Genomic DNA, 21,076 nt, shown 5'->3' on the forward strand with positions numbered 1-21,076 from the left:
CGGCGAGGGCGGCATGGCGATGGTGACGGTCAGCGAAGCGGCAACGGAGATCGAGAAGCTTCTCGGCCTCCATCCCAAAGGGTTCGATCTCTCGCTGGACCGCATCACGCGGCTGCTTGCCGCGCTCGGCGATCCGCATCTGCGGCTGCCGCCGGTCATCCATGTGGCCGGCACCAACGGCAAGGGCTCGGTCACCGCCTTCTGCCGTTCGATCCTCGAGGCAGCCGGCCTCAGTGTGCACGTCCACACCTCGCCCCATCTCGTCAACTGGCACGAGCGCTACCGCCTCGGCGTCAAGGGCGGGCGCGGGCAGCTCGTCGCGGACGCGGTCCTCGCCGATGCCGTGCGCCGCGTGGCCGAGGCCAATGGCGGCGAGAAGATCACCGTCTTCGAAATCCTGACGGCCGTCACCTTCCTGCTGTTTTCCGAGCATCCGGCGGATGTGGCGATCATCGAGGTCGGCCTCGGCGGCCGCTTCGATGCGACGAACGTCATTCCACGCCCCGCCATCTCGGTCATCATGCCGATTTCGCTCGATCACCAGGCCTATCTCGGCGACCGGGTGGAGCTCATCGCTGCGGAGAAGGCCGGCATCATGAAGCGGGGCGTACCCGTCGTCATCGGCTACCAGTCGGAAGACGCCGCCCGCGACGTGCTGGTCGAGACGGCCGAGCGGCTCGGCTGCCCGCATGCCGTCTACGGCCAGGATTTCATGGCGCATGAGGAATATGGCCGCCTCGTCTACCAGGACGAGTTCGGCCTTGCCGACCTGCCCCTGCCGCGCCTGCCCGGTCGCCATCAATATGCCAATGCCGCCGCGGCCATCCGCGCCGTCAAGGCGGCGGGCTTCACCCTTTCCGATCATGCGCTGGAACGGGGCCTCGCCCAGGTCGAATGGCCCGGCCGCCTGCAGCGCCTGACGGACGGCGCGCTGGTGCGGCTTGCCCCGCGCGGCAGCGAGATCTGGGTCGATGGCGGGCACAATCCCGGTGCCGGCCAGGTCATTGCCGAAACCATGGCCAATTTCGAGGAGCGCGATCCGCGCCCGCTCTTCCTCGTCACCGGCATGATCAACACAAAGGATCCGGTCGGCTATTTCGAGCCGTTCCGCGGCCTTGCCGAGCGGGTCTTCACCGTGCCGATCCGCGGCTCGGATGCCGGCCTCGATCCGGTGTCGCTGGCCGATGACGCGGCCCGCGCCGGCCTGGAGTCGGAACCCCTGTCGATGGTCGCCGACGCGCTTGCCGAGATTGGCCGCATCACCGCGGAGGACTCGGTTCCCCCGCGCATCCTGATCGGCGGCTCGCTCTATCTCGTCGGCGACGTGCTCGCCGACAACGGCACGCCGCCCACTTGAAACCTTGCCGGAACGAAAAAGCCCGGCGCGAAGGCCGGGCTTGATCTTGTCCAGTAGCGGGCCGATCAGGCGGCGCTGGAAATCCACGAGGAGAGGGCCGTCTTCGGCGCGGCGCCGACCTTGATGTCGGCCACTTCGCCGCCCTTGAACAGGGCGAGGGTCGGGATCGAGCGCACGCCGAACTTGGCGGCGAGTTCCGGGTTCTCGTCGATGTTCAGCTTGGCGACCTTCACCTTGCCGGCCAGCTCGGAAGAGATTTCCTCCAGCGCGGGCGCGATCATCTTGCACGGGCCGCACCATTCGGCCCAGAAATCGACGACGACCGGCTCTGCGGAATTCAGCACTTCGGCCTCGAAATTGGACTGGTCGACTTTAACGGTAGCCATCAGGCTCTCCTTGAATGGTGATTGTTGTAGAGGATGTGGCGCTGCCGGTGCCCGGTTTCAAGGCCCGGCCGGCAGCGGATCGTCCCGTCCGGTATCTCATTTCGAGGCGAGTTCGGCAAGGCTCGCGTCCATAAGCCCGCCATCCAGCCAGTAGGTTTTCGCCGCTTCCGTATAGATCAACCCGCAGCGGATCTGCCGTCCGGGATAGAGCGGCGCGAGGATCGCGCGATAGATTGCAAGCTGCGCCCGGTGCTCGAAAGGAATCTCCTGGACAGAGGCCGGCGGCGCGCGGTTCGTCTTGAAATCGACGATCTCGACCGCATCGTCGTTCACGGCCATGCGGTCGATGCGCCCGGAGACGGCAAAGTCCCGGCTGCCGAGCGTCAGCGTGCCCATGATCGAGACTTCCGCCCGCGCCGCGGGCGAGAAGATCGCGGCAAGGCTGCCATCGCCGATCACGGCCAGCGCCGCCGCGACGAGCGCCGTGCGCGCGCTTTCCGGCCAGTGCGCCGCCGCCCGTTCGAGATAGCGGCCCGCCGCCGCCGGCCGCTCCGCCGGGTCGAAGGCGGGCAGGACCTGCAGGAAGCGGTGCAGGATGCGCCCCCGTTCCAGCGCAAGGCCGGCGCCGGGAGCGCCGCCCTTCCTGCCGAACAGCGCCGAGGGCACCAGGAGGTCCGCCTTGTCCGTCTCGATCACCGCCGCCGCGCCCGAGGGGCTGAGCGGCCGCGGCAGGGATTTCTGCGGCGGCAGCGGCCGCCCGAGCGCGTCCGGCAAGACCGTCCTCGCCTTTTCCTCGGCGGCCGCCACGACGACGTCGCCGGCCGCCGCCGCGCCCGCTTCCCGCCAGGAAAAACCCTGCCAGCTTTCGCCGGCCGTCGAAAAGGCCGTTTCCACGCACCGTCCGCCCCCGGCGGCAAGCGCGGCGGCGATCATCGGATGCCAGGTGTCCTTGTTCTCCAGCCGGCCGCGATAGCCGCAGACGACGAGCCGGTCGGCGGCGCGGGTCATCGCCACGTAGAGCAGGCGGCGATATTCCTCTTCCGCCGCCGCCTTGATGCGGTCCGCGTCGGCCCCGGTCATGTCGTTGCCGAGATCCTTCAGCGGCAGCCAGACCGGCAGGCCGCCGGCAAGGCTTGGCGCCGGCAGGAAGCGGAGCTGCGGCATGTGGCTCGGGCTGAAGGCCTTCGCGCCGCCGTCGACGAGGAAGACGACAGGCGCTTCCAGGCCTTTGGCGGCATGCACGGTCATGATGCGGATCTCGCCGCGCGCCTTGTCCTGCTCGCGCTTGACGGTCGGCGCTTCCAGTTCCAGCGTCGAGACGAAGGCCTGCAGGCCTGGCAGGCCGTTCTCCTCCTGGTCCAGCGCGAAGGTCAGGAACTCGTCGATGATCTCCCCGGCCTCCACGCCGAGCCGCGCAAGGAACGCCCGCCGCCCGCCGCCCGCGCCGAGGATCCGGGCATAGAAATCGTGCACGGACTGGCCGCGCGCATCGCGGATCATGGTTTCGAGCCGGCGAACGACGGCGGAAAGCGCCGCCTCGGTCTCGGCCATCTCCCGCAACCGCATCCAGAGGCTCTGTTTTTCGCCGCGCCGGGCGGCCAGCGTGAACAGTGCCTCCTCGTCGAGGCCGAAGAGCGGGCTTTTCAGCAGGGAAGCCAGCGAAAGATCGTCCTCAGGCAGCACGGCGAAGCGGCCGAGCGCCATCAGGTCCTGCACGGCGATGTGCTTTGTCAGCACCAGCCGGTCGGCGCCGGCGACGGGCAGGTTGTGCCGCTGCTTCAGCGTGCGGGTCAGCGCGTTGACGAAGGCGTCTCGTTTGCGCACCAGCACGATGATGTCGCCGGCCTCCATCGGCCGCGTCCTGCCCTTCTCCGTCACCGTCTCGCGGCTGATCCAGCCGGCGAGCGTATCGGCGATGCGGCGCGCCAGCACATTGATCGGCGCTTCCTCGGCGACCGCGTCGAAGGGCGCCGTCCAGTCCTCCTCGTCGAGGCCCGGCGGCGCGGCGATCACCTCCCAGATGTCGACCGCGCCCGGCTCGCGTCCGCGATTGGAGGCATGCACGATCTCCCCGCCGCCAGGCGAAAGGCCGCGCGCATTGGCGGGGTCGAGAAAGACCTGATCTACGGCCGAAAGCACGTCGCGCGTCGAGCGGAAGGAGAGCAGCAGGCGGATCGGGCTGAAGGCCGCGTCCGCCGCCTGCGTCCGCCTCGCGACCGCGCGGCCTTCCTCCGCGAATCGTTCCGGCCGCGCGCCCTGGAAGGAATAGATCGACTGCTTCTCGTCGCCCACGGCGAAGATCGTGCGCCCCGTCACGCGCGCCGTTTCGCCGGCGAAGAAGTCGTCGGTCAGCGCTTTCACGATCTGCCATTGCCGCGGGCTGGTGTCCTGCGCCTCGTCGACGAGGATGTGGTCGATGCCCTGGTCGAGCTTGTAGTGCACCCAGGCGCTCACCTTGTCGCGCGTCAGCAGCGTCGCGGTGCGGTCGATCAGGTCGTCGAAATCGAGCAGGCTGCGCGCGCGCTTCAGGTCCTCGTAGTCGCCGATCAGCCGCTCGGCGATGGTGAGCGCGGCTAGCGTCGCCTCGACCATGCGCAGGCGCCGCAGCCGGTCGTCGCAGGCGATCACATGGGCCTGGGCGGTAAGCAGCGCCGCTTCCAGTTGCTGAGCGCTGTCCTTGACCTTCTTCGAGAGGAAGGAGCGGTCGATGCTGCGCGGCGCACCGGCCGCGGTGAAGAAGAGGTCGGTCAGCGCCGCCCGCCGAGCCTGCGGGTCGCTCAGCCGCGCGAGCCCGCGCAAGGCGGCGGCCGAGGTCTTCACCGTATCGCTGCCGAGGCTTTCCGCAGCCGCGAGATAGGAATCCAGCACGGCGCCCTGCAGGCCGTCGAGCGGCCAGTAGGCGGCGAGGATGTCCTCTGCCGTCTCATGGGGGCCGAGCCCGGTCTCGCGCCGCAGCACCGCCTCCACGCCGTCCGCCCGTCCGGCCGATTCGAGGAAGTCGCGGATCGGTCCGCGGCTGGCGACGATATCCGAAATCAGCCGCTCCAGCCCCGTATCATCGGCAATGTCGAGCACGGTCGCGAAAGCGCCCGCAAGCGCCTCGTCTTCTTCGCTCGTTGTCGCGGTCAGGAGGGTGCGGCGCGCATCCGCCAGCAGCACGGCCGCCGCCCGGTCGTCGAGCACGGAGAAATGTCCGGCGACATTGGCTTCCAGCGGAAACTGGTGCAGCAGTGCCTCGCAGAAGGCGTGGATGGTCTGGATCTTCAGGCCGCCGGGCGTTTCCAGCGCCCGGGCGAAGAGGCGGCGCGCCTCGGCGAGCTTGAAGAGGTCCGGCCGCGCGCCTTCGATCGCCGTCACGCGGTCGGACAGCGCCTCGTCGGATAGCGTCGCCCAGTCGGCAAGCCGCTCGAAGACGCGGTTCGACATTTCGGAGGCCGCCGCCTTGGTATAGGTGAGGCAGAGGATGGCGGACGGCCGGCAGCCGGCCAAAAGCAGGCGGATGACCCGCTGGGTCAGGACATGCGTCTTGCCCGAGCCGGCATTGGCCGAGACCCAGGCGGAGCGGCCGGGATCGGAGGCCGTCGCCTGCTTCTGCGACGTCCAGCTCAGCCAGGCGGCTGGATCCGTGGAGGCCGGCCGGTCTTCCGCGGGAATCCCGTTTTCAGGCATCCTCGCCCTCCTCGCCGTTTTCCGCCGAAGACCATTCGGCGACGCGCGCCAAGTGGTCGTATTCGCCGCCATAGCTGCGTTCCTGCTCGGGAATGAGCCGCGAGGCGAAGCCGTAGCGCCCCTCGATCAGGCCCGTCAGCAGCTTTTCCAGCTCCGCCAGCGATTCCTCGGCAAGGTCGGCGGCGGATTTCGGTATCGCGCTTGCGGATTTCGAATGCTCGTTGTTGACCTGCTCGGCCTTGAACCGTTCGCCGGGTTTGAGGCGCACATAGAGAAGGTTCGCCGGCTGGCGAATGCCGGGGCCGCGGAACGCCCCGCGCCTGATCGCCGCCGCCTCCAGCGCGAGCTGCGGGTCGAGCAGGGCGCGCGCCACCTTCAGCGACGGCGTGCTGCCCGTCTTGTAGTCGATGAGGTCGGCGCTGCCGTCGGGCAGGATGTCGATGCGGTCGGCGATGCCGGTGAGCCGGATGCCGCCGACGGAGAGGTCGAGCGAGGCCGGCACCTCCGTCAGGCTCTCGCGCACGTCGCCGGCCCGTTTCAGGTGCCAGTCGACGAAGGCGCGGCCGACGGCGGCAAAACGCGGCCGCCAGACGGCGTCGATATGCGGCGGCAGCGCTACCGCGTCGAATTCCTCGTTGAGAATCCGGCTTATCAATGTCAGCGGCTCGCCGGTTCCTTCCTCGCGCACGAAGCGGTCGACGATCCGGTGATAGAGCGAGCCGCGCTCGGCCGGCCCCGGATCGAGGTTGAAGGGCGCGATCGGATCGAGCCGCAGGATATGCCGGGCATAGATCGCATAGGGGTCGCGGCGCAGCCGACCCACTTCGCTGAAGGAATATTTCCTCGGCTGCAGGTCTGCCGGCGGGCGCGGGGCGGGGCGGGGGGCGTTCGGCACCGGCGCGCTTTTGTCGATCGCGCCTGCCCAGTCGATGAAATTTTTGCCGCGGGCGCGAAGATCGCCTGCCAGCGCCGGGCCGCCGACGGCGAGCAGCCGTTGCAGCCAGCGCGAGGCGACGGTCGGCGCGGTGCCGTTGCGCAGCGCCCGCGTCAGCACGACCTTCGGCGCGCCGGCCGCCATCTGCAGGTCGTGGCCGAGCTGGCCGATGCGCCGTTCCGGCGGCTCCAGGCCGATCTCCACCTTCATGATGCGCGACAGGAAGGCGTCGTTTGCCGCCTGTCCTGGCCAGGTGCCTTCGTTGAGCCCGCCGATCACCACCGTATCGACGCTCTGCAGGCGCGATTCGAGCGCCCCGAAGATGAAGACGCGCGGATGGCGCATGGAGCGCGGCTTGACGCTTTCGCTCGCCGCCAGCGCCTCGATGATGTCGCACCACTGCGGCCCGTCGGCCTCGATCTGCCCGTCCGTCTCGATGACGCTTTTCAGGAGGTTGGCAAGGCTGTCGCCGGCTTCCCCCGACCACAGCGCCGCAAGGTCGCCGCGCTCGTCCCTTGCAACGGCCTCCAGCGCACGGCCGGTCCGCTCCGACCAGTCGGAGAGCGGCAGTTTCGAAGAGAAGCGCCGCCCCGCGCGGCTTTGAAGCAACGCGCCCGCCAACGGCTCGACGGCTTCCGCAACCCGGCGCGCCAGATCGCGGGCCGACGAGACGGCCTCGCCCGGCAACGCCGAGCGCCACACGGGCGGGTGGCGATCCCCGGCCTGCTGCGCGATGGCGGCCTCCAGCAGGGGTCCGAGCGTCGAAATGTCGATCTCCGCCGTGCCGCCGCGCAGCGCCGTCAGCTCCAGCGCGGTCACAGCCTCGCGCATCGCCGCCTCGTCGAGGCCGAAGCGGGCCAGCGGATGCTTGAGCAGGGCGACGAGTGGCACCGGATCGCCGGGACGCAGCGCCGCCTCGGCAAGGAGGCGCAGCAGCGTGCCCTGCGGCGTCGAGAGCAGCGGCGTGCCGGCCGAATCGTCCGCCTCGATGCCGAACCGGGCCAGCTCCGCGGCGACGCGCCGGCCGAGCTTGCGGTCCGGCGTGATCAGGGCGGCCTGCGCTTCTTCGCCGTCTTCCAGCGCCAGGCGCAGCGCGATCGCGATCCCCAGCGCCTCCTCCCGTTCGTTGGCCGCCTCGACCAGCGAGACGTCGCGGAAGGCCTCTGCCATCAGGCCGCTGTCGAGCGTGCCGCGGATCTCGCCCCAGCCGGCCGTCGCCTGCGTCGGCAGGAAGGCGCTGGAAAGGATCTGCGCGCGATATTCGAGATGTTTGGGCGGCGTGCCGAGCGTTTCCACGTCGGCCCGGGTGCAGCCCATGCGGGTGAGCAGGCGGTGGAGGCCGTATTGCGGGTGGCTGCGCGAGGCCGCGTCCGGTTTCTGCGCGCCGCCGCCCTGATGGCCGACGAGCAGCCATTCGGCATCCGACATGAAGCGGTCGAGCCCCGGCAGGATGACGACGCCGTTCGGCAGGTTCGCCACGGCCGCGATCAGCCCTGATGTTGCGGGGATGGAGCCGGTGGAGCCGGCGATGATCACCGGTCCTGTGGGCGGCGAATGGCGGTAGCGCTCCGTCTCGGCATGCAGCGTCGCGTTGCGCCGCAGCGAGGGCGAGGAGCGGCCAAGCTCGGCAAGCCGCGCCGGCCAGTAGTCGCTGGCGATCTTCAGGAATTCGGCGGTGAGCTGCCACCAGAGCGCATGGTTGGAGACATCGAGATTGTCCAGCGCCGACCAGTCGAGCTCCTCCGTCTCCATCGCATCGATGATTTCGGCGAGGTTGCGGGCAAGCCAGACGGCATCGGCCGGGCTCGCCGGGGCGACGAGCGGGCTTTCGGCATGGATGGCGGTGACGGCGGCGGGCAGGCGGTTGCGCCAGGCGAGCACGAGCCGGGCAAGCTCCAGGAGCCGCGTCGGGCCGGACAGCGGCTCGGCCATGTCTAGGAGCGCCGGCGCGACCTCGTCGAAGAAGCCGCTGTCGTCGTCCGTCTCGCCGAGCGCGCGGATCGTCGGCAGGATCGCCGAGCGGCCGCCGAAGAGATCGACGAATTCCGAGCGGATGACGCGGGCCGAACGGCGCGTCGGCACGTAGATCGTCACGTCGGCCAGCGCGAGCGGATCGGCGGGATCGTAGCTGAAGCCGGGAACCAGCCGGCCGTCGACGAGGTTCTGCGCGACCGTCCTGAGGAAGGGCAGGCTCGCCGGGATCGAGTAGATGCGGCCGCCCCGGCCGCCGGTCACGCCGCCGCCTCGCGGAAGCTGCCGATGACGGCTTCCGCCGCGCCGATGGCGTCCGGCGTGCCCACCGTGATCCAGTGGCCCTCCAGCATGAGGCCGAAGAGCCGGCCCGTTTCGATGGCCCGGTCGAAATAGATGTTGAGGTTGAAGGCGTCATCCGGCGCGTCGTCGAACAAAGCCGGCATCATGGCGATGGCGCCGGCATAGACCACCGGATTGCCGCTCTCCTCCCGATAGCGGGCAAGGCGGCCTTCCCCGTCCATCGAAAAGTCCTTCTTGCCGTTGTGGCCGGTCGTGTCCTCCAGCCGCACGCAGAGCATGAGCATGTCCATGCGCTGCGGGTCGAAGTGTTCCGCCAGCCGCTGGAGATTGGTCTTCTCGCCGGGCGTCTCGCCGATCCAGAAGAGGTCCGCATTCATGACGAGCACTGGCCCGCGGCCGAGCAGCTTCAGGCCTTTGGCAAGCCCCCCGCCGGAATTCATCAGCCGCTCCGCCTCGTCGGAAAGGATGATCTCGGGCACCGTGCGGTTCGCCAGGTGCGCCGTCATCTGGTCGGCGAAATGATGCACGTTGACGACGGCGCGCTTGACACCCGCCGCCGCCAGCGCGTCGAGGCCGTAGTCGATCATCGGTTTTCCCGCGATCGGCACCAGCGGTTTCGGCATCGTGTCGGTGATGGGGCGCAGGCGCGTTCCCAGGCCCGCGGCCAGCACCATGGCGTCTTCGATCTTCATCGGCATCTCGCGCTTATGATTCGGTCGCGAGGATTCCAGCCTTTTCGCACCAGTCGCGCAAGGGGGCGAGGTCGGGGTGGGAAAGCGCCCGCGTGAGATAGCGGAAGGTGCGCGGCATGTGGCGCATATAGGCGGGCTTGCCGTCGCGCTGCATCAGGCGGACCCAGAGGCCGGCGAGCTTGCAGTTGCGCTGCGCCGCCATGACGTGCCAGTCGCGCACGAATCGCTCGCGGTCGAAGCCGCCCTGTTTCTCGCGCAGCGAGAGATAGTGGGTGAGAACGTCTTCGGCGACGGCATCCGGCATATCGACGCGCGCATCCTGCACCAGCGAGGCGACGTCATAGGCCGAGGAGCCGATCATCGCGTCCTGGAAATCGATGATGCCGACCCGGTCGGTGCCGGTCGCCTTCGGCCGCCAGATGATGTTCGGCGAATGGAAGTCGCGCAGAAGCAGGTTGTGCTCGGCCGCCGAAAGGCTCCCGATCAGCCCGTCCCAGATGGCGACATAGGCGCGCCGCTCCTCCTCGCTCGCCGGTGTGCCGCGCTTCCAAGGCAGGTACCAGTCGGTGAGGAGGCTCACCTCGATCTGCATGGCGTCGCGGTCGAAATCCGGCACGCTATGGACGAGGCCGTCCGCCACGGGCAGGTCGCGCACATAGAGCTGGCCGTGCATGTGGGCAAGGCAGGCGGCGCTTTCGCGGTAGCGCTCGGCGATCGGCGCGCCGTCCGCGTCAAGAACGCCGTCGCTGCCGAGGTCCTCGATGAGGAGAATGCCTTGGTCGATATCGGTTTCGTGGATGGCAGGCGCGCTGAGGCCGCGCGCGACAAGGTGCCGGCCGATCGCGATGAACGGCTTCACGTCTTCGGCAATATGGGCGATCTGCTGGTAATATTTGCCATGGGCGAGGATCGGGCCGGGCGCATGGCGCGGCGCATCCATCAGCACGAGGCGCGTGCCGCCGGCGTAGACATGTTCGTAAGCACGCACCGAGGCGTCGCCCGTCAGGTGCCGCCGCGTTGCATCCCGGTAGCCGGCTTCGTCGAGGAAGGCGCGGATCGCCAGCGAGCGGCGGATGCGGGCAAGCGCCGGCGCCGGGCCGTCGATGGAGACGCGCCGACCGTCGCCCTCATGCACGAAGGTCAGCCAAATCCCTTCCGCCGGCAGCGCGCCAAGACCCTTTTCCGGCCATTCGACGAGACAGACGCCCTCGGAAAGCGCCTCGTCGAAGCCAAGCTCGTCGATCTCGGCGGCATCGGCGATGCGGTAGAGGTCGAAATGGGCGACGGGGATGCGGAGGTCGTAGCTCTGGACCAGCGTGAAGGTCGGGCTCGGCACTTCCAGGAAGGCATCGTCCGCGATGGCGCGGAGCAGCGCGCGCGAAAAGGTCGACTTGCCCGCGCCGAGATCGCCCGACAGCGCGATATAGTCGCCGCGCCTGACGGCGAGCGCCATGTCCTCACTGAGCCGGATTGTCGCGGCTTCATCGGGAAGGAAAATGTCGAGCGCCATGACGGCCTATTCCGCCGCCGCGAAGGAGGTCATCGTCGCGGAGGGGATGCGCACGGTGACGTCGGTGCCGCGGCCCTCGTGGCTGTCGATGGTGACGGTGCCGTGATGCAGGCTGACGAAGCTCTCGACGATAGAGAGGCCGAGCCCCGCCCCGCCGTGCCGGCCGTGGCTCTCGAAGCGGTCGAACACCGTCTTCAGCACGTCCTGCGGAATGCCCGGTCCCCGGTCGGAGACGGTGAAGACGAGGTCCCGGCCCTCGCGCCAGCATCTGAGGCCGATGGAGGTGCCTGATGGCGCGAAATTCGCGGCATTGGCAAGCAGCTTGATGAGGATCTGCTTGAGGCGCTGCTGGTCGGCGACGATGGTGCCGAGATTGTCCGGCGCGGTGATCTCCAGCGTCACCTGCGCATCGTGCAGCCGGTCGGCGAACTGCATCGACACGTCGTCGATGAGGTCCGTCAGGTTGATCTCGGTATAGTCGAGCTCCATGATGCCGGCATCGACGGTCGCAAGGTCGAGGATGTCGTTGACGATGGTCAGCAGCACCGCCGAGGAGGTCGCGATATGGTCGACATATTCGGCCTGGCGGTCGTTGAGCTCGCCCATGGTCGGCGTCTTCAGGAGGTCCGCGAAGCCGATGATGTTGGTGAGCGGCGAGCGCAGCTCATAGGAGACGTGCTGGACGAAATCGTTCTTCAGCGCGTCCGCCTTGCGCAGCGCCTCGTTCTTTTCCGTCAGCGCCCGGCTGACGCGCACGCTGTCGGTGATGTTGACGAAGGTCAGCATCGTCTGGGCGTTGGAGAGTGGGATGACGGCGAAGTCGAGCACCAGCCCGGTGCGCAGTTCCAGCATGCCCTGGCAGGAGGGGCGCTCGTCGTCGAAGCTGGTGATCATGTGCGCGAAGCGCTTCCAGCCGTCCGGCCTGTCGTAGGACGGGGCGCAGGCCTGCTCGATGGCGCGGATATGCGTGCCGGATTTCGCCTCGGCCTCGCTGATGCCCCACAGCGCCCGGAAGGCCGGGTTGGACAGGCGGATGCGCCCGTCCGGGCTGAACACCGCGACGCCCTCGGCCAGATGGTCGATCGTCTCGTCCTGCACCTGCACCAGCGTGTTGTAGCGCGTTTCGAGATCGACCTTTTCCGTCAGATTCTCGAAGACCCAGGTGGCGCCGCCCTGCGGGCGGGCGGTGGCGAAGACGCGCAGCGTCTGGCCGTTCGGCAGGTGCCAGAGATCGCTCTGCGTCTCGATGGCGCGGTAGACGGACAGCGCCGTTTCCTTCCACTGTTTCCAGTTGAGCTGTTCGGGCAGTTTTCCGCCGGCACGCAGGCGGTCGAGCAGCTCGCCGTTGCCGGGCTTGCTTTCGAGGAACGCCGTCTCGATCTCCCACATGCGCTGGAAGGCCTGGTTGTAGAATTGCAGGCGCTGCTCGCCGTCGAAGATCGCGACCGGCGTTGCGAGATGGTCGAGCGTCTCGGCATGGCTCTTCAGCGTGCGCACTAGTTCCTCGCGCACCGCCTCGGCATCGGAGATGTTGACGGCGATGCCGGCCGAACCCGTCGCGCTTCGCGCGTCGACGACGTCGAAGAAGCTGCGGTTGCCGTGCACGACGGTGGAGACCTTGTCGCGGAACGGCGTGTCGTAGGTGCTCGTCGCGCGGATCTTTTCGCGCGCGATCGTCGGCAGCAGCTCGCGGCCCTCGGCGACGGCGCCGGCCGCGTCCTTGGCCTCGACGGCCTCGGCATAGGCTTCGTTCACCCAGGCGAGCGAGCCGTCGGCGGCGCGCTGCCAGACGGGAAGGTCGATCTGGTCGAGCAGGCCCTGCAGCGTGGTGAGCGCGGCGACGAGGCGGTCGCGCTCCAGTTTGAGTTCGGCGGCTTCCGCGCGCAGGTTGTTGAGTGCCACGAAGCGCACGAAGGCCTGTCCGCCGGAAACGCGCCCCTGCGCCTCCAGCACTTCCTCCCGGCTCGTCTCGACGACGAGGTCGAAGCTCTGGGCTTGCGAGCGCAGCTTTTCGACGGCGCGCTCGATCTCGAGGGCCGAGTTCGGCTTCATCCAGCGGCCGAAGGCCAGGAATTCGCGGTCGGCCTGCGGCGCGCCGGTCTCCGGCGGCAGCTGGCCCAGGAATTCCGGCTTGCCGGAAAGCCCGTCCCACATGACGATGCGGCGGTTCTTGTCGCCGATCAGCGCTTGCAGGCGGGAAACGGTGTGGCGGGCATCAGAAAGATGGGCGCGCAACTCGCGGTGCTCGGCCTCCATGCGGCCGCGCTGGCGGATCATCCAGATGGCGGAGACCATCGTCGCCGACATCACGCCGAGCAGCATGGAAACGGTGACGATCTCGGTAGTGGCGAGGTAGGGGCCGGCGGCGTGGGCCGGGCCGGCAAGAGCAAGCGACGTCAACGCCGAGCCGGCCGCCAGAAGGCGCCTGCCATGCCGCGTCAACCAGCCGTTAACCATATTCGCATTTTGCGGCGCACATGCATGCGCCCCATCCCGCTCCGGCGGGCAAAAAGCCTGCCCGGAACGGCCTCGTTTCAGTTCCGCCATCATCCCCGGTATGTCTCCGTCCGTTTGCCGCCTGATCGACAAGACATCCCAATCCGGCGCAAAGGGTCCGCATCTCCACGCCGAATCAACGCGTTAACGATACTTGTTTCCCGAATCGTCGGGAAGGGACGGGCCCAAAAAAGAGGCGGCGCGCCTTGTCAAGCGCGCCGCCTCTAGATGTTGTGGATAATCCGGGTAAGGATCAGTACCTGTAGTGCTCGGCCTTGAACGGACCCTGCGTCGTCACGCCGATATAGCCGGCCTGCTCCTCGGAGAGCTCGGTGAGCCTTGCGCCGAGCTTGGCGAGGTGCAGGCGGGCGACCTTCTCGTCCAGCTGCTTGGGCAGGACGTAGACCTCGTTCTTGTAGTTCTCGCCCTTCGTGTAGAGCTCGATCTGCGCCAGCACCTGGTTGGAGAATGAGGCGGACATGACGAAGGACGGGTGGCCGGTGGCGTTGCCGAGGTTGAGCAGGCGACCCTCGGAGAGCAGGATCATGCGGTTGCCCTTCGGGAACTCGATCATGTCGACCTGCGGCTTGATGTTCGTCCACTTGAAGTTCTTCAGCGATGCGACCTGGATCTCGTTGTCGAAGTGGCCGATATTGCCGACGATCGCCATGTCCTTCATCTCGCGCATGTGCTCGACGCGGATGACGTCCTTGTTGCCGGTCGTGGTGATGAAGATGTCGGCGCTGGAGACGACGTCCTCGAGCTGCACGACCTCGAAACCGTCCATGGCGGCCTGCAGGGCGCAGATCGGGTCGATCTCGGTGACCTTGACGCGCGCGCCCGCGCCGCGCAGCGAGGCGGCCGAACCCTTGCCGACGTCGCCATAGCCGCAGACGACGGCGACCTTGCCGGCCATCATCACGTCGGTGCCGCGGCGGATGCCGTCGACCAGCGATTCCTTGCAGCCGTACTTGTTGTCGAACTTCGACTTGGTGACCGAGTCGTTGACGTTGATCGCCGGGAAGGGCAGCAGGCCCTTCTGCTGGAGCTGGTAGAGACGGTTGACGCCGGTGGTCGTCTCCTCGGTCACGCCCTGGATGGCGTCGCGCTGCTTGGTGAACCAGCCCGGGGAGGCGGCAAGGCGCTTCTTGATCTGCGCGAAGAGGATTTCCTCTTCTTCCGAGCCGGGGTTGACCAGGATGTTCTCGCCGGCTTCGGCGCGCGCGCCGAGCAGGATGTACATCGTGGCGTCGCCGCCGTCGTCGAGGATCATGTTGGAGAGGCCGCCATCGGCCCACTGGAAGATCTTGTCGGTATATTCCCAGTATTCCGTCAGCGTCTCGCCCTTCACGGCATAGACCGGGATGCCGGCGGCGGCGATCGCGGCGGCGGCGTGGTCCTGCGTGGAGAAGATGTTGCACGAGGCCCAGCGCACATCCGCGCCGAGCGCCACCAGCGTCTCGATGAGCACGGCGGTCTGGATGGTCATGTGCAGCGAGCCGGTGATGCGCGCGCCCTTGAGCGGCTTTGCGGCGCCGAACTCTTCGCGGCAGGCCATCAGGCCCGGCATTTCGGTCTCGGCGATCTGAATTTCCTTGCGGCCGAAATCGGCAAGCGCGATGTCGGCGACGTGATAGTCCTGCGTGGTGGTCATGAAAATCTCCAGTCTTGATGGCGCTTCCTATCAGGAAACCGCTGCTGGAGCAACTGGATATAAAGAAGTCTTTATATCCTTATATCAACGGGAAGCCTACATTTCCTCGCCGAACCGGTCGGCGATGAGCGCGTCGAGCGCGTCGAGCACCCGCTGGGCGTCGGTGCCCGTCGCGGTGACGAAGACGCTGCAGCCCGGGCTGGCGGCCAGCATCATCAGGCCCATGATCGAGGTGCCGCCGACGGTCATGCCGTCCTTGGAGACCGTGACCTCCGCATCGAAACCGTCGACTGTCTGCACGAATTTCGCCGAGGCGCGGGCGTGAAGCCCCCGCTTGTTGATGATGAGAAGCTCTTTCGAGACGGTCATGGACGGCGGGGAACCCTATTTGCCGCTGAGCACGCGGCTTGCCACGTTGATATATTTGCGGCCCGCCTCGGAGGCGTCGATCAGCGCCTTTTCCATGTTGTTCTCGCCGCGGATGCCGGCGAGCTTGATCAGCATGGGAAGGTTGACGCCGGCGATCACCTCGATGCCGTTGCCGGTCATCACCGAAATGGCGAGGTTCGACGGCGTGCCGCCGAACATGTCGGTGAGGATGATGACGCCATGGCCCTGGTCGGCCTTCATCACCGCTTCCAGGATATCCTGGCGACGCTGGTCCATGTCGTCCTCGGGACCGATGCAGACGGTTTCGATGGCCTTCTGCGGACCGACGACATGTTCGAGGGCGTGCCGGAATTCCTCCGCCAGCTTGCCATGGGTGACAAGCACCAGTCCGATCATCAGCAGTCGCTCCAGTTTCCCGACACAAACGGACGGCCCATTACCGCAACGCAACAATTCCGTCCACCGTTGGGGTGGCCATCATGTCAATGAAAAGCCCAAGTGCAAGCCCAAAATGCCCGTTTTCGCTTTTTGCGGGGGCTTTCCCGGTCAACTTTGCAGGATTTCCGGGTGGAGTGCGGCCAATGTCGTGAAAGCCGTGCAGCCGGCAAACAGCGGCAGCCGGGTCAGCGGCAGGAAAAGCGAAGGAAGCACCTCGAAGGTTTCCCCGTCCGGGGGCAGGCGCTCGGCAAATGGCGGCTCGATCGGGCGGATGGCGCGGTGCAGTTCGGCCGCCTCGACCGTCTCCACGGTGATGATGCCCGCCCCGCGCACCTCCATCAGGCCGGCAATGCTGGCCGGCGCGCGGGCGACAAGGCGGCCGTCGGCGATGGAGACCAGCACCTGGTCGTCGCTGACGAGGGCGGCGAACAGCCCGCGCGCCCGCGCTTCCCCGATGCAGTGCAGCGCGACGGCGCTCTTGCCCGCGCCGGACGGCCCGACGAACAGCAGTCCCGTCGTGCCGATCACGATCGCCGTTCCGTACACATTCAAGGCAGCCGACTTTGTCATAACCCCCTCATCCGCCTGCCGGCACCTTCTCCCCGAGGGGAGAAGGGAAATGCGGCGCGCGTGGTCGTCCCCTTCTCTCCTCGGGGAGAAGGTGGCCCGAAGGGCCGGATGAGGGGGTTATCGCACGCCGTCCCGTCAGGCGCCAAGGCCGGTCATTTCTGCGGGCCGGCGGGAAGGGCGAGGGTGAAGCGGGCGCCGGCAAGCTCGCCGGTCGCCTTGTCGGTGATGTTTTCCGCCTTCAGCGTGCCGCCATGCGCCTCGGCGATCTGCCGCGAAATGGAAAGGCCGAGGCCGGAATTCTGGCCGAAATCCTCGGTCGCCGGGCGATCCGTGTAGAAGCGTTCGAAGATGCGGTCGATGTCTTCCGCCTGGATGCCGGGGCCGTTGTCCTCGACCTGGATGATGCAGCGGTCGCCCCGCCCGCGCGACAGGCGCACGACGATCCGCCCGCCCGGCTCCGGCACGAAGGAGCGCGCATTCTCGATGAGGTTGGTGACGATCTGGCCGATGCGCAGCTCGTAGCCGGAAATCTCGAACTTGGTCTTCGGATTGTCCTTCCGGTCGACGACGAAATCGAGCGTGACGGGCTTCTTGCGGGTGTTGACCTGGCGCGAAATGTCGATGAGGTCGCCGAGCAGCTTTTCGAGGTCGACGGTGCGCGCGTCGCTGCGGGCAAGCTCCGCGTCGAGCCGCGAGGCGTCGGAAATGTCGCTGATCAGCCGGTCGAGGCGGCGCACGTCGTGCTGGATGATGTCGAGCAGGCGCTTCTTCGAATCGTCCGTGCGGGCGAGCGGCAGGGTCTCCACGGCGCTGCGCAGCGAGGTGAGCGGGTTCTTCAGCTCATGGCTGACATCGGCGGCAAAACTCTCGATCGCGTCGATGCGGTCGTAGAGCGCCGTCGTCATCTGGCGCAGCGCGATGGAAAGATTGCCGATCTCATCCTGGCGCGCGGAGAAGTCCGGGATCTCCTCGCGCTCCTTGGCGCCGCGGCGCACGCGGATCGCCGCCGCCGCAAGCCGGCGCAGCGGATTGGCGATGGTGCTGGACAAGAGCAGCGAGAGCGCGATGTTGACGAGGCCGGCGACGCCGGCGACGCGCATGATGGCAAGCCGCTCGGCATGCACGATCTTGTCGATGTCGCCTGCCTGCGTCGACAGCAGCAGCACGCCCAGCACCGCGCGGAAGCGCTGCACGGGCACGGCGACCGAGACGATCAGCTCGCCCTTGTCGTTGACGCGCACGACGGCGCCGCGCACGCCCGTCAGCGCGTTCATCACCTCGGGATAGATCGAGCCGTCGCCGCCGGGCGCTTCCTTGTATTGCGGCAGGTTGCTCGGCTGGAGGATGCGGTTGAACCAGACGTTCAGGCGCTCGATGAGGCTGGGGGTCTCGGGCTCCACCGGCGGCAGGTCGAAGCGCAGCACCTGGCCCTGCGTGTAGAGGTGCCGCGAATCGAGCAGCAGGTTGGCGTCCGTGTCGTAGATGCGCGCGCGCGTGCGGGTCGGCGAGATCAGCCGCCTGAGCACGGGGGCCACGCGCTCCGGATTGATCGGGAATTCGAGGTCCTCGTCGTTCGGCAGCGGCGTGATGCTCTGGCCGGCCTGCAGCTCCAGCAGCTTTTCCGGGTCGATGGTGATCGAATTGGTGTCGACCGAGGCGGAGGCGGAGATCGCGCCGGCGATGATCTCGCCCTGCGTCAGGAGGCTTTCGACGCGCGCGTCGATCAGCCCCTCGCGGAACTGGTTGAGATAGAGGATGCCGGCGACGAGCACGACGAGCGCGACGAGGTTGAAGAAGAGGATGCGGCGCGTCAGGCTGGAGAAGACGGCATTGCCGAAGATGCGGCGGGCGAGCGTGAAGGGGTGGGTCCAGCGGCGCCGGAACGAGCGCGGCGCGGGCCGGCCTTCGGCCTCGCCTCCATCCCTTTCGAGCACGTTCTGCGACACGCGGTTCATCCTTGGCTGCGGGGCGGCGCCGTCACGCCGCCGGGACTGCGGCATGCCATCGCCGCCGCAGTCGATGCAAGCAAAATCGCTTCCCGCGCCCCGTCAGGCCATTTCGCGGAAGCGGTAGCCGACGCCGTAGAGCGTTTCGATCATGTCGAAATCGTCGTCAACCATCTTGAACTTCTTGCGTAGCCGCTTGATGTGGCTGTCGATCGTGCGGTCGTCGACATAGACCTGCTCGTCATAGGCGGCATCCATCAGCGAATCGCGGCTCTTCACCACGCCGGGGCGCTGGGCGAGCGAATGCAGGATGAGGAATTCGGTGACGGTCAGCGTCACCGCCTCGCCCTTCCAGGTGCAGGTGTGGCGCTCCTGGTCCATGACGAGCTGGCCGCGTTCCAGCGAGCGGGCCGCCACTTCCCCTGCCTTGGCCGCGCCGCCGGTGCCGGCGGATGCCGCCGCTTCGCGGTTCGAAGCGCGGCGCAGGATCGCCTTGACGCGCTCGACCAGCAGGCGCTGCGAGAAAGGCTTGGTGATGAAGTCGTCGGCGCCCATCTTCAGGCCGAACAGTTCGTCGATCTCCTCGTCCTTCGAGGTGAGGAAGATGACGGGGATGTCCGACTTCTGGCGCAGGCGGCGCAGAAGCTCCATGCCGTCCATGCGCGGCATCTTGATGTCGAAGATGGCAAGCTGCGGCGGGCGGGCGAGAAGGCCGTCGAGCGCGGACGCGCCGTCCGTATAGGTTTCCACCTTGTAGCCTTCCGCCTCCAGGGCGATCGACACGGATGTGAGGATATTCCGGTCGTCGTCAACGAGTGCGATCGTCTGCATCCTGCTAGTCTCCATATTCATGGGCGCCTTTCCCGACCTCGGATCGTATTCCTGTCCTGGATGAATGAAGCGCCTCTCTGGGGGTAAAGGTGGAACAAATTGTGGCGAAGATAAAGGGAGACGTTTCAGCCGCGGTTTTCGACTCGTTTTTAAATCGATTATTCAAACGATTAAAAAAGTAGTACAATTCTTTAAATCGATTAAATAATTGATATTATTGCCTAATTTCGATTCCCCTCTTGTTTTTGTGACACCGGCAGATTAGCTTCCCCAAAACTTCACCTGGGTCTTCGTCCATGGAGGGAAACTGGACCATGCAGGAACTTGGCGTTCGCAACCCCACTCTGGGGCTCACCGCGATGGGTATCCACACCAACGGCACGGTCCGGTACAACTTTGCAGCAGAGGCTCTTTATGAAGAGGCGCTCGGCCGCGGCGAAGCTGTCAAGACCGCCCACGGCGCACTTCGCGCGCTGACCGGCCAGCACACCGGCCGCTCGCCCAAGGACAAGTTCGTCGTGCGCGACGAAAACACCGAGGGCGCGATCTGGTGGGACAACAACAAGGCTGTGTCGCGCGAGCATTTCGACGCGCTCCATGCCGACATGCTGGCCCATGCCGGCACGCGCGATCTCTTCGTGCAGGACCTCGTCGGCGGCGCCGATGCCGCATACGCCCTGCCGACCCGTGTCGTCACGGAACTCGCCTGGCATTCGCTGTTCATCCGCAACCTGCTCATCCGCCCGGAAGAGAAGGACCTTGCCGGATTCGCGCCGAAGCTCACCATCATCGACCTGCCGACCTTCAAGGCCGATCCCGCCCGCCACGGCGCGCGCACGGAAACGATGATCGCCTGCGACCTGACGCGCGGCATCGTGCTCATCGCCGGCACCTATTATGCCGGCGAAATGAAGAAGTCGGTCTTCACCGTGCTGAACTGGCTGCTTCCGTCGGAAAAGGTCATGCCGATGCACTGCTCGGCCAATGTCGGCCCGGCCGGCGATGCCGCCGTGTTCTTCGGCCTTTCCGGCACCGGCAAGACGACGCTGTCGGCCGATCCGAACCGCACGCTGATCGGCGACGACGAGCACGGCTGGGGCGAAAACGGCATCTTCAACTTCGAAGGCGGCTGCTACGCCAAGACGATCCGCCTGTCGGCCGAAGCCGAGCCGGAAATCTACGCCACCACCCAGCGTTTCGGCACCGTTCTCGAGAACGTCGTGCTCGATGCCAACGGCGTACCGGATTTCAACGACGGCTCGCTGACGGAAAACACCCGCTGCGCCTATCCGCTGCACTTCATCCCGAATGCCAGCGAGACCGGCAATGCGCCGCACCCCAAGACCATCATCATGCTGACGGCCGACGCCTTCGGCGTGATGCCGCCGATCGCCAAGCTGACGCCCGACCAGGCCATGTACCACTTCCTGTCCGGCTACACCGCCAAGGTCGCCGGCACGGAACGCGGCGTGACCGAGCCGGAAGCCACCTTCTCGACCTGCTTCGGCGCCCCCTTCATGCCGCGTCACCCGACAGTCTACGGCAACCTGCTGAAGGAGCTGATCGCCGAGCATGGCGTCGATTGCTGGCTGGTCAACACCGGCTGGACGGGCGGCGCCTATGGCGAAGGCCGTCGCATGCCGATCAAGGCGACCCGCACGCTGCTCGCCGCGGCCCTCGACGGTTCGTTGAAGGACGCGCTCTTCCGCCGCGACGACAATTTCGGCTTCCAGGTGCCGGTCTCGGTGCCCGGCGTCGACACCAAGATCCTCGATCCGCGCTCGACCTGGTCAAACGGTCCCGCTTACGACAAGCAGGCCCGCAAGCTCGTCGACATGTTCATCGCGAACTTCGAGAAATTCGAAGGCCAGGTGGATGGCAGCGTGCGCGATGCGGCACCCGGCCTCAAGGTCGCCGCCGAGTAAGGCA

General features: G+C 67.1%; 14 protein-coding genes. 2 read left to right on the plus strand and 12 right to left on the minus strand.

What is annotated here, in order from left to right; translation table 11 throughout:
• Window positions 1–13 precede the first annotated feature (13 nt).
• Window positions 14–1,357: a bifunctional folylpolyglutamate synthase/dihydrofolate synthase gene (locus Q9316_RS18925; protein ID WP_306033107.1), complete on the plus strand. Its 1,344-nt coding sequence runs from the start codon at window positions 14–16 to the stop codon at window positions 1,355–1,357.
• Window positions 1,358–1,422: 65 nt separating this feature from the next.
• Here Q9316_RS18925 and trxA read toward each other — a convergent pair whose 3' ends face one another.
• From trxA to Q9316_RS18985, 12 genes are all read right to left on the minus strand, one after another.
• Window positions 1,423–1,743 (minus strand): thioredoxin, encoded by a 321-nt coding sequence (gene trxA / locus Q9316_RS18930; protein WP_203316971.1) that lies wholly within the window; start codon window positions 1,741–1,743, stop codon window positions 1,423–1,425.
• A 96-nt stretch (window positions 1,744–1,839) separates the two neighbouring features.
• Window positions 1,840–5,412, minus strand: coding sequence for a double-strand break repair helicase AddA (addA, locus tag Q9316_RS18935; RefSeq protein WP_306033108.1), 3,573 nt, complete (start codon window positions 5,410–5,412; stop codon window positions 1,840–1,842).
• Entirely contained in the window at window positions 5,405–8,581 is a 3,177-nt protein-coding gene (gene addB, locus Q9316_RS18940) for a double-strand break repair protein AddB (protein ID WP_306033109.1), read from the minus strand. Before addB ends, addA begins: the two co-directional genes overlap by 8 nt.
• Window positions 8,578–9,312, minus strand: coding sequence for a nucleotidyltransferase family protein (locus tag Q9316_RS18945; RefSeq protein ID WP_306033110.1), 735 nt, complete (start codon window positions 9,310–9,312; stop codon window positions 8,578–8,580). The genes addB and Q9316_RS18945 overlap by 4 nt, the downstream gene beginning before the upstream one ends.
• Window positions 9,313–9,325: 13 nt before the next feature.
• Complete coding sequence (gene tsaE / locus Q9316_RS18950; protein WP_306033111.1) at window positions 9,326–10,822, minus strand: tRNA (adenosine(37)-N6)-threonylcarbamoyltransferase complex ATPase subunit type 1 TsaE; 1,497 nt, start codon at window positions 10,820–10,822, stop codon at window positions 9,326–9,328.
• A 6-nt stretch (window positions 10,823–10,828) separates the two neighbouring features.
• Window positions 10,829–13,369 (minus strand): PAS domain-containing sensor histidine kinase, encoded by a 2,541-nt coding sequence (locus tag Q9316_RS18955; protein ID WP_371878017.1) that lies wholly within the window; start codon window positions 13,367–13,369, stop codon window positions 10,829–10,831.
• A 202-nt stretch (window positions 13,370–13,571) separates the two neighbouring features.
• Entirely contained in the window at window positions 13,572–14,972 is a 1,401-nt protein-coding gene (gene ahcY, locus Q9316_RS18960; RefSeq protein WP_306033113.1) for an adenosylhomocysteinase, read from the minus strand.
• Window positions 14,973–15,068: 96 nt separating this feature from the next.
• Entirely contained in the window at window positions 15,069–15,341 is a 273-nt protein-coding gene (locus Q9316_RS18965) for an HPr family phosphocarrier protein (RefSeq protein ID WP_306033114.1), read from the minus strand.
• 15 nt (window positions 15,342–15,356) lie between these two features.
• Window positions 15,357–15,758, minus strand: a complete 402-nt coding sequence (locus Q9316_RS18970) for a PTS sugar transporter subunit IIA (RefSeq protein WP_306033115.1) — start codon at window positions 15,756–15,758, stop codon at window positions 15,357–15,359.
• Between the two features lie 150 nt (window positions 15,759–15,908).
• Window positions 15,909–16,370, minus strand: a complete 462-nt coding sequence (locus tag Q9316_RS18975; RefSeq protein WP_306033116.1) for an HPr kinase/phosphorylase — start codon at window positions 16,368–16,370, stop codon at window positions 15,909–15,911.
• Window positions 16,371–16,522: 152 nt separating this feature from the next.
• Window positions 16,523–18,325 (minus strand): stimulus-sensing domain-containing protein, encoded by a 1,803-nt coding sequence (locus tag Q9316_RS18980; protein WP_371878018.1) that lies wholly within the window; start codon window positions 18,323–18,325, stop codon window positions 16,523–16,525.
• Window positions 18,326–18,418: 93 nt separating this feature from the next.
• Complete coding sequence (locus Q9316_RS18985) at window positions 18,419–19,147, minus strand: response regulator transcription factor (protein ID WP_306033117.1); 729 nt, start codon at window positions 19,145–19,147, stop codon at window positions 18,419–18,421.
• A 314-nt stretch (window positions 19,148–19,461) separates the two neighbouring features.
• Between Q9316_RS18985 and Q9316_RS18990 the strand changes: the two genes are divergently transcribed.
• A complete protein-coding gene (locus Q9316_RS18990; RefSeq protein ID WP_306033118.1) occupies window positions 19,462–21,072 on the plus strand; it encodes a phosphoenolpyruvate carboxykinase in 1,611 nt (536 codons plus the stop codon).
• The last annotated feature ends 4 nt before the right edge of the window (window positions 21,073–21,076 follow it).

Source organism: Shinella zoogloeoides, assembly GCF_030733845.1.
Lineage (GTDB): Bacteria > Pseudomonadota > Alphaproteobacteria > Rhizobiales > Rhizobiaceae > Shinella > Shinella zoogloeoides_C.

Coding starts and splice junctions, on each gene's coding strand:
- Q9316_RS18925 (WP_306033107.1), top strand. CDS start 14: ATGGCGATGGTGACGGTCAGCGAAGCGGCAACGGAGATCGAGAAGCTT.
- trxA (WP_203316971.1), bottom strand. CDS start 1,743: ATGGCTACCGTTAAAGTCGACCAGTCCAATTTCGAGGCCGAAGTGCTG.
- addA (WP_306033108.1), bottom strand. CDS start 5,412: ATGCCTGAAAACGGGATTCCCGCGGAAGACCGGCCGGCCTCCACGGAT.
- Q9316_RS18945 (WP_306033110.1), bottom strand. CDS start 9,312: ATGAAGATCGAAGACGCCATGGTGCTGGCCGCGGGCCTGGGAACGCGC.
- tsaE (WP_306033111.1), bottom strand. CDS start 10,822: ATGGCGCTCGACATTTTCCTTCCCGATGAAGCCGCGACAATCCGGCTC.
- Q9316_RS18955 (WP_371878017.1), bottom strand. CDS start 13,369: ATGGCGGAACTGAAACGAGGCCGTTCCGGGCAGGCTTTTTGCCCGCCG.
- ahcY (WP_306033113.1), bottom strand. CDS start 14,972: ATGACCACCACGCAGGACTATCACGTCGCCGACATCGCGCTTGCCGAT.
- Q9316_RS18965 (WP_306033114.1), bottom strand. CDS start 15,341: ATGACCGTCTCGAAAGAGCTTCTCATCATCAACAAGCGGGGGCTTCAC.
- Q9316_RS18970 (WP_306033115.1), bottom strand. CDS start 15,758: ATGATCGGACTGGTGCTTGTCACCCATGGCAAGCTGGCGGAGGAATTC.
- Q9316_RS18975 (WP_306033116.1), bottom strand. CDS start 16,370: ATGACAAAGTCGGCTGCCTTGAATGTGTACGGAACGGCGATCGTGATC.
- Q9316_RS18980 (WP_371878018.1), bottom strand. CDS start 18,325: ATGAACCGCGTGTCGCAGAACGTGCTCGAAAGGGATGGAGGCGAGGCC.
- Q9316_RS18985 (WP_306033117.1), bottom strand. CDS start 19,147: ATGCAGACGATCGCACTCGTTGACGACGACCGGAATATCCTCACATCC.
- Q9316_RS18990 (WP_306033118.1), top strand. CDS start 19,462: ATGCAGGAACTTGGCGTTCGCAACCCCACTCTGGGGCTCACCGCGATG.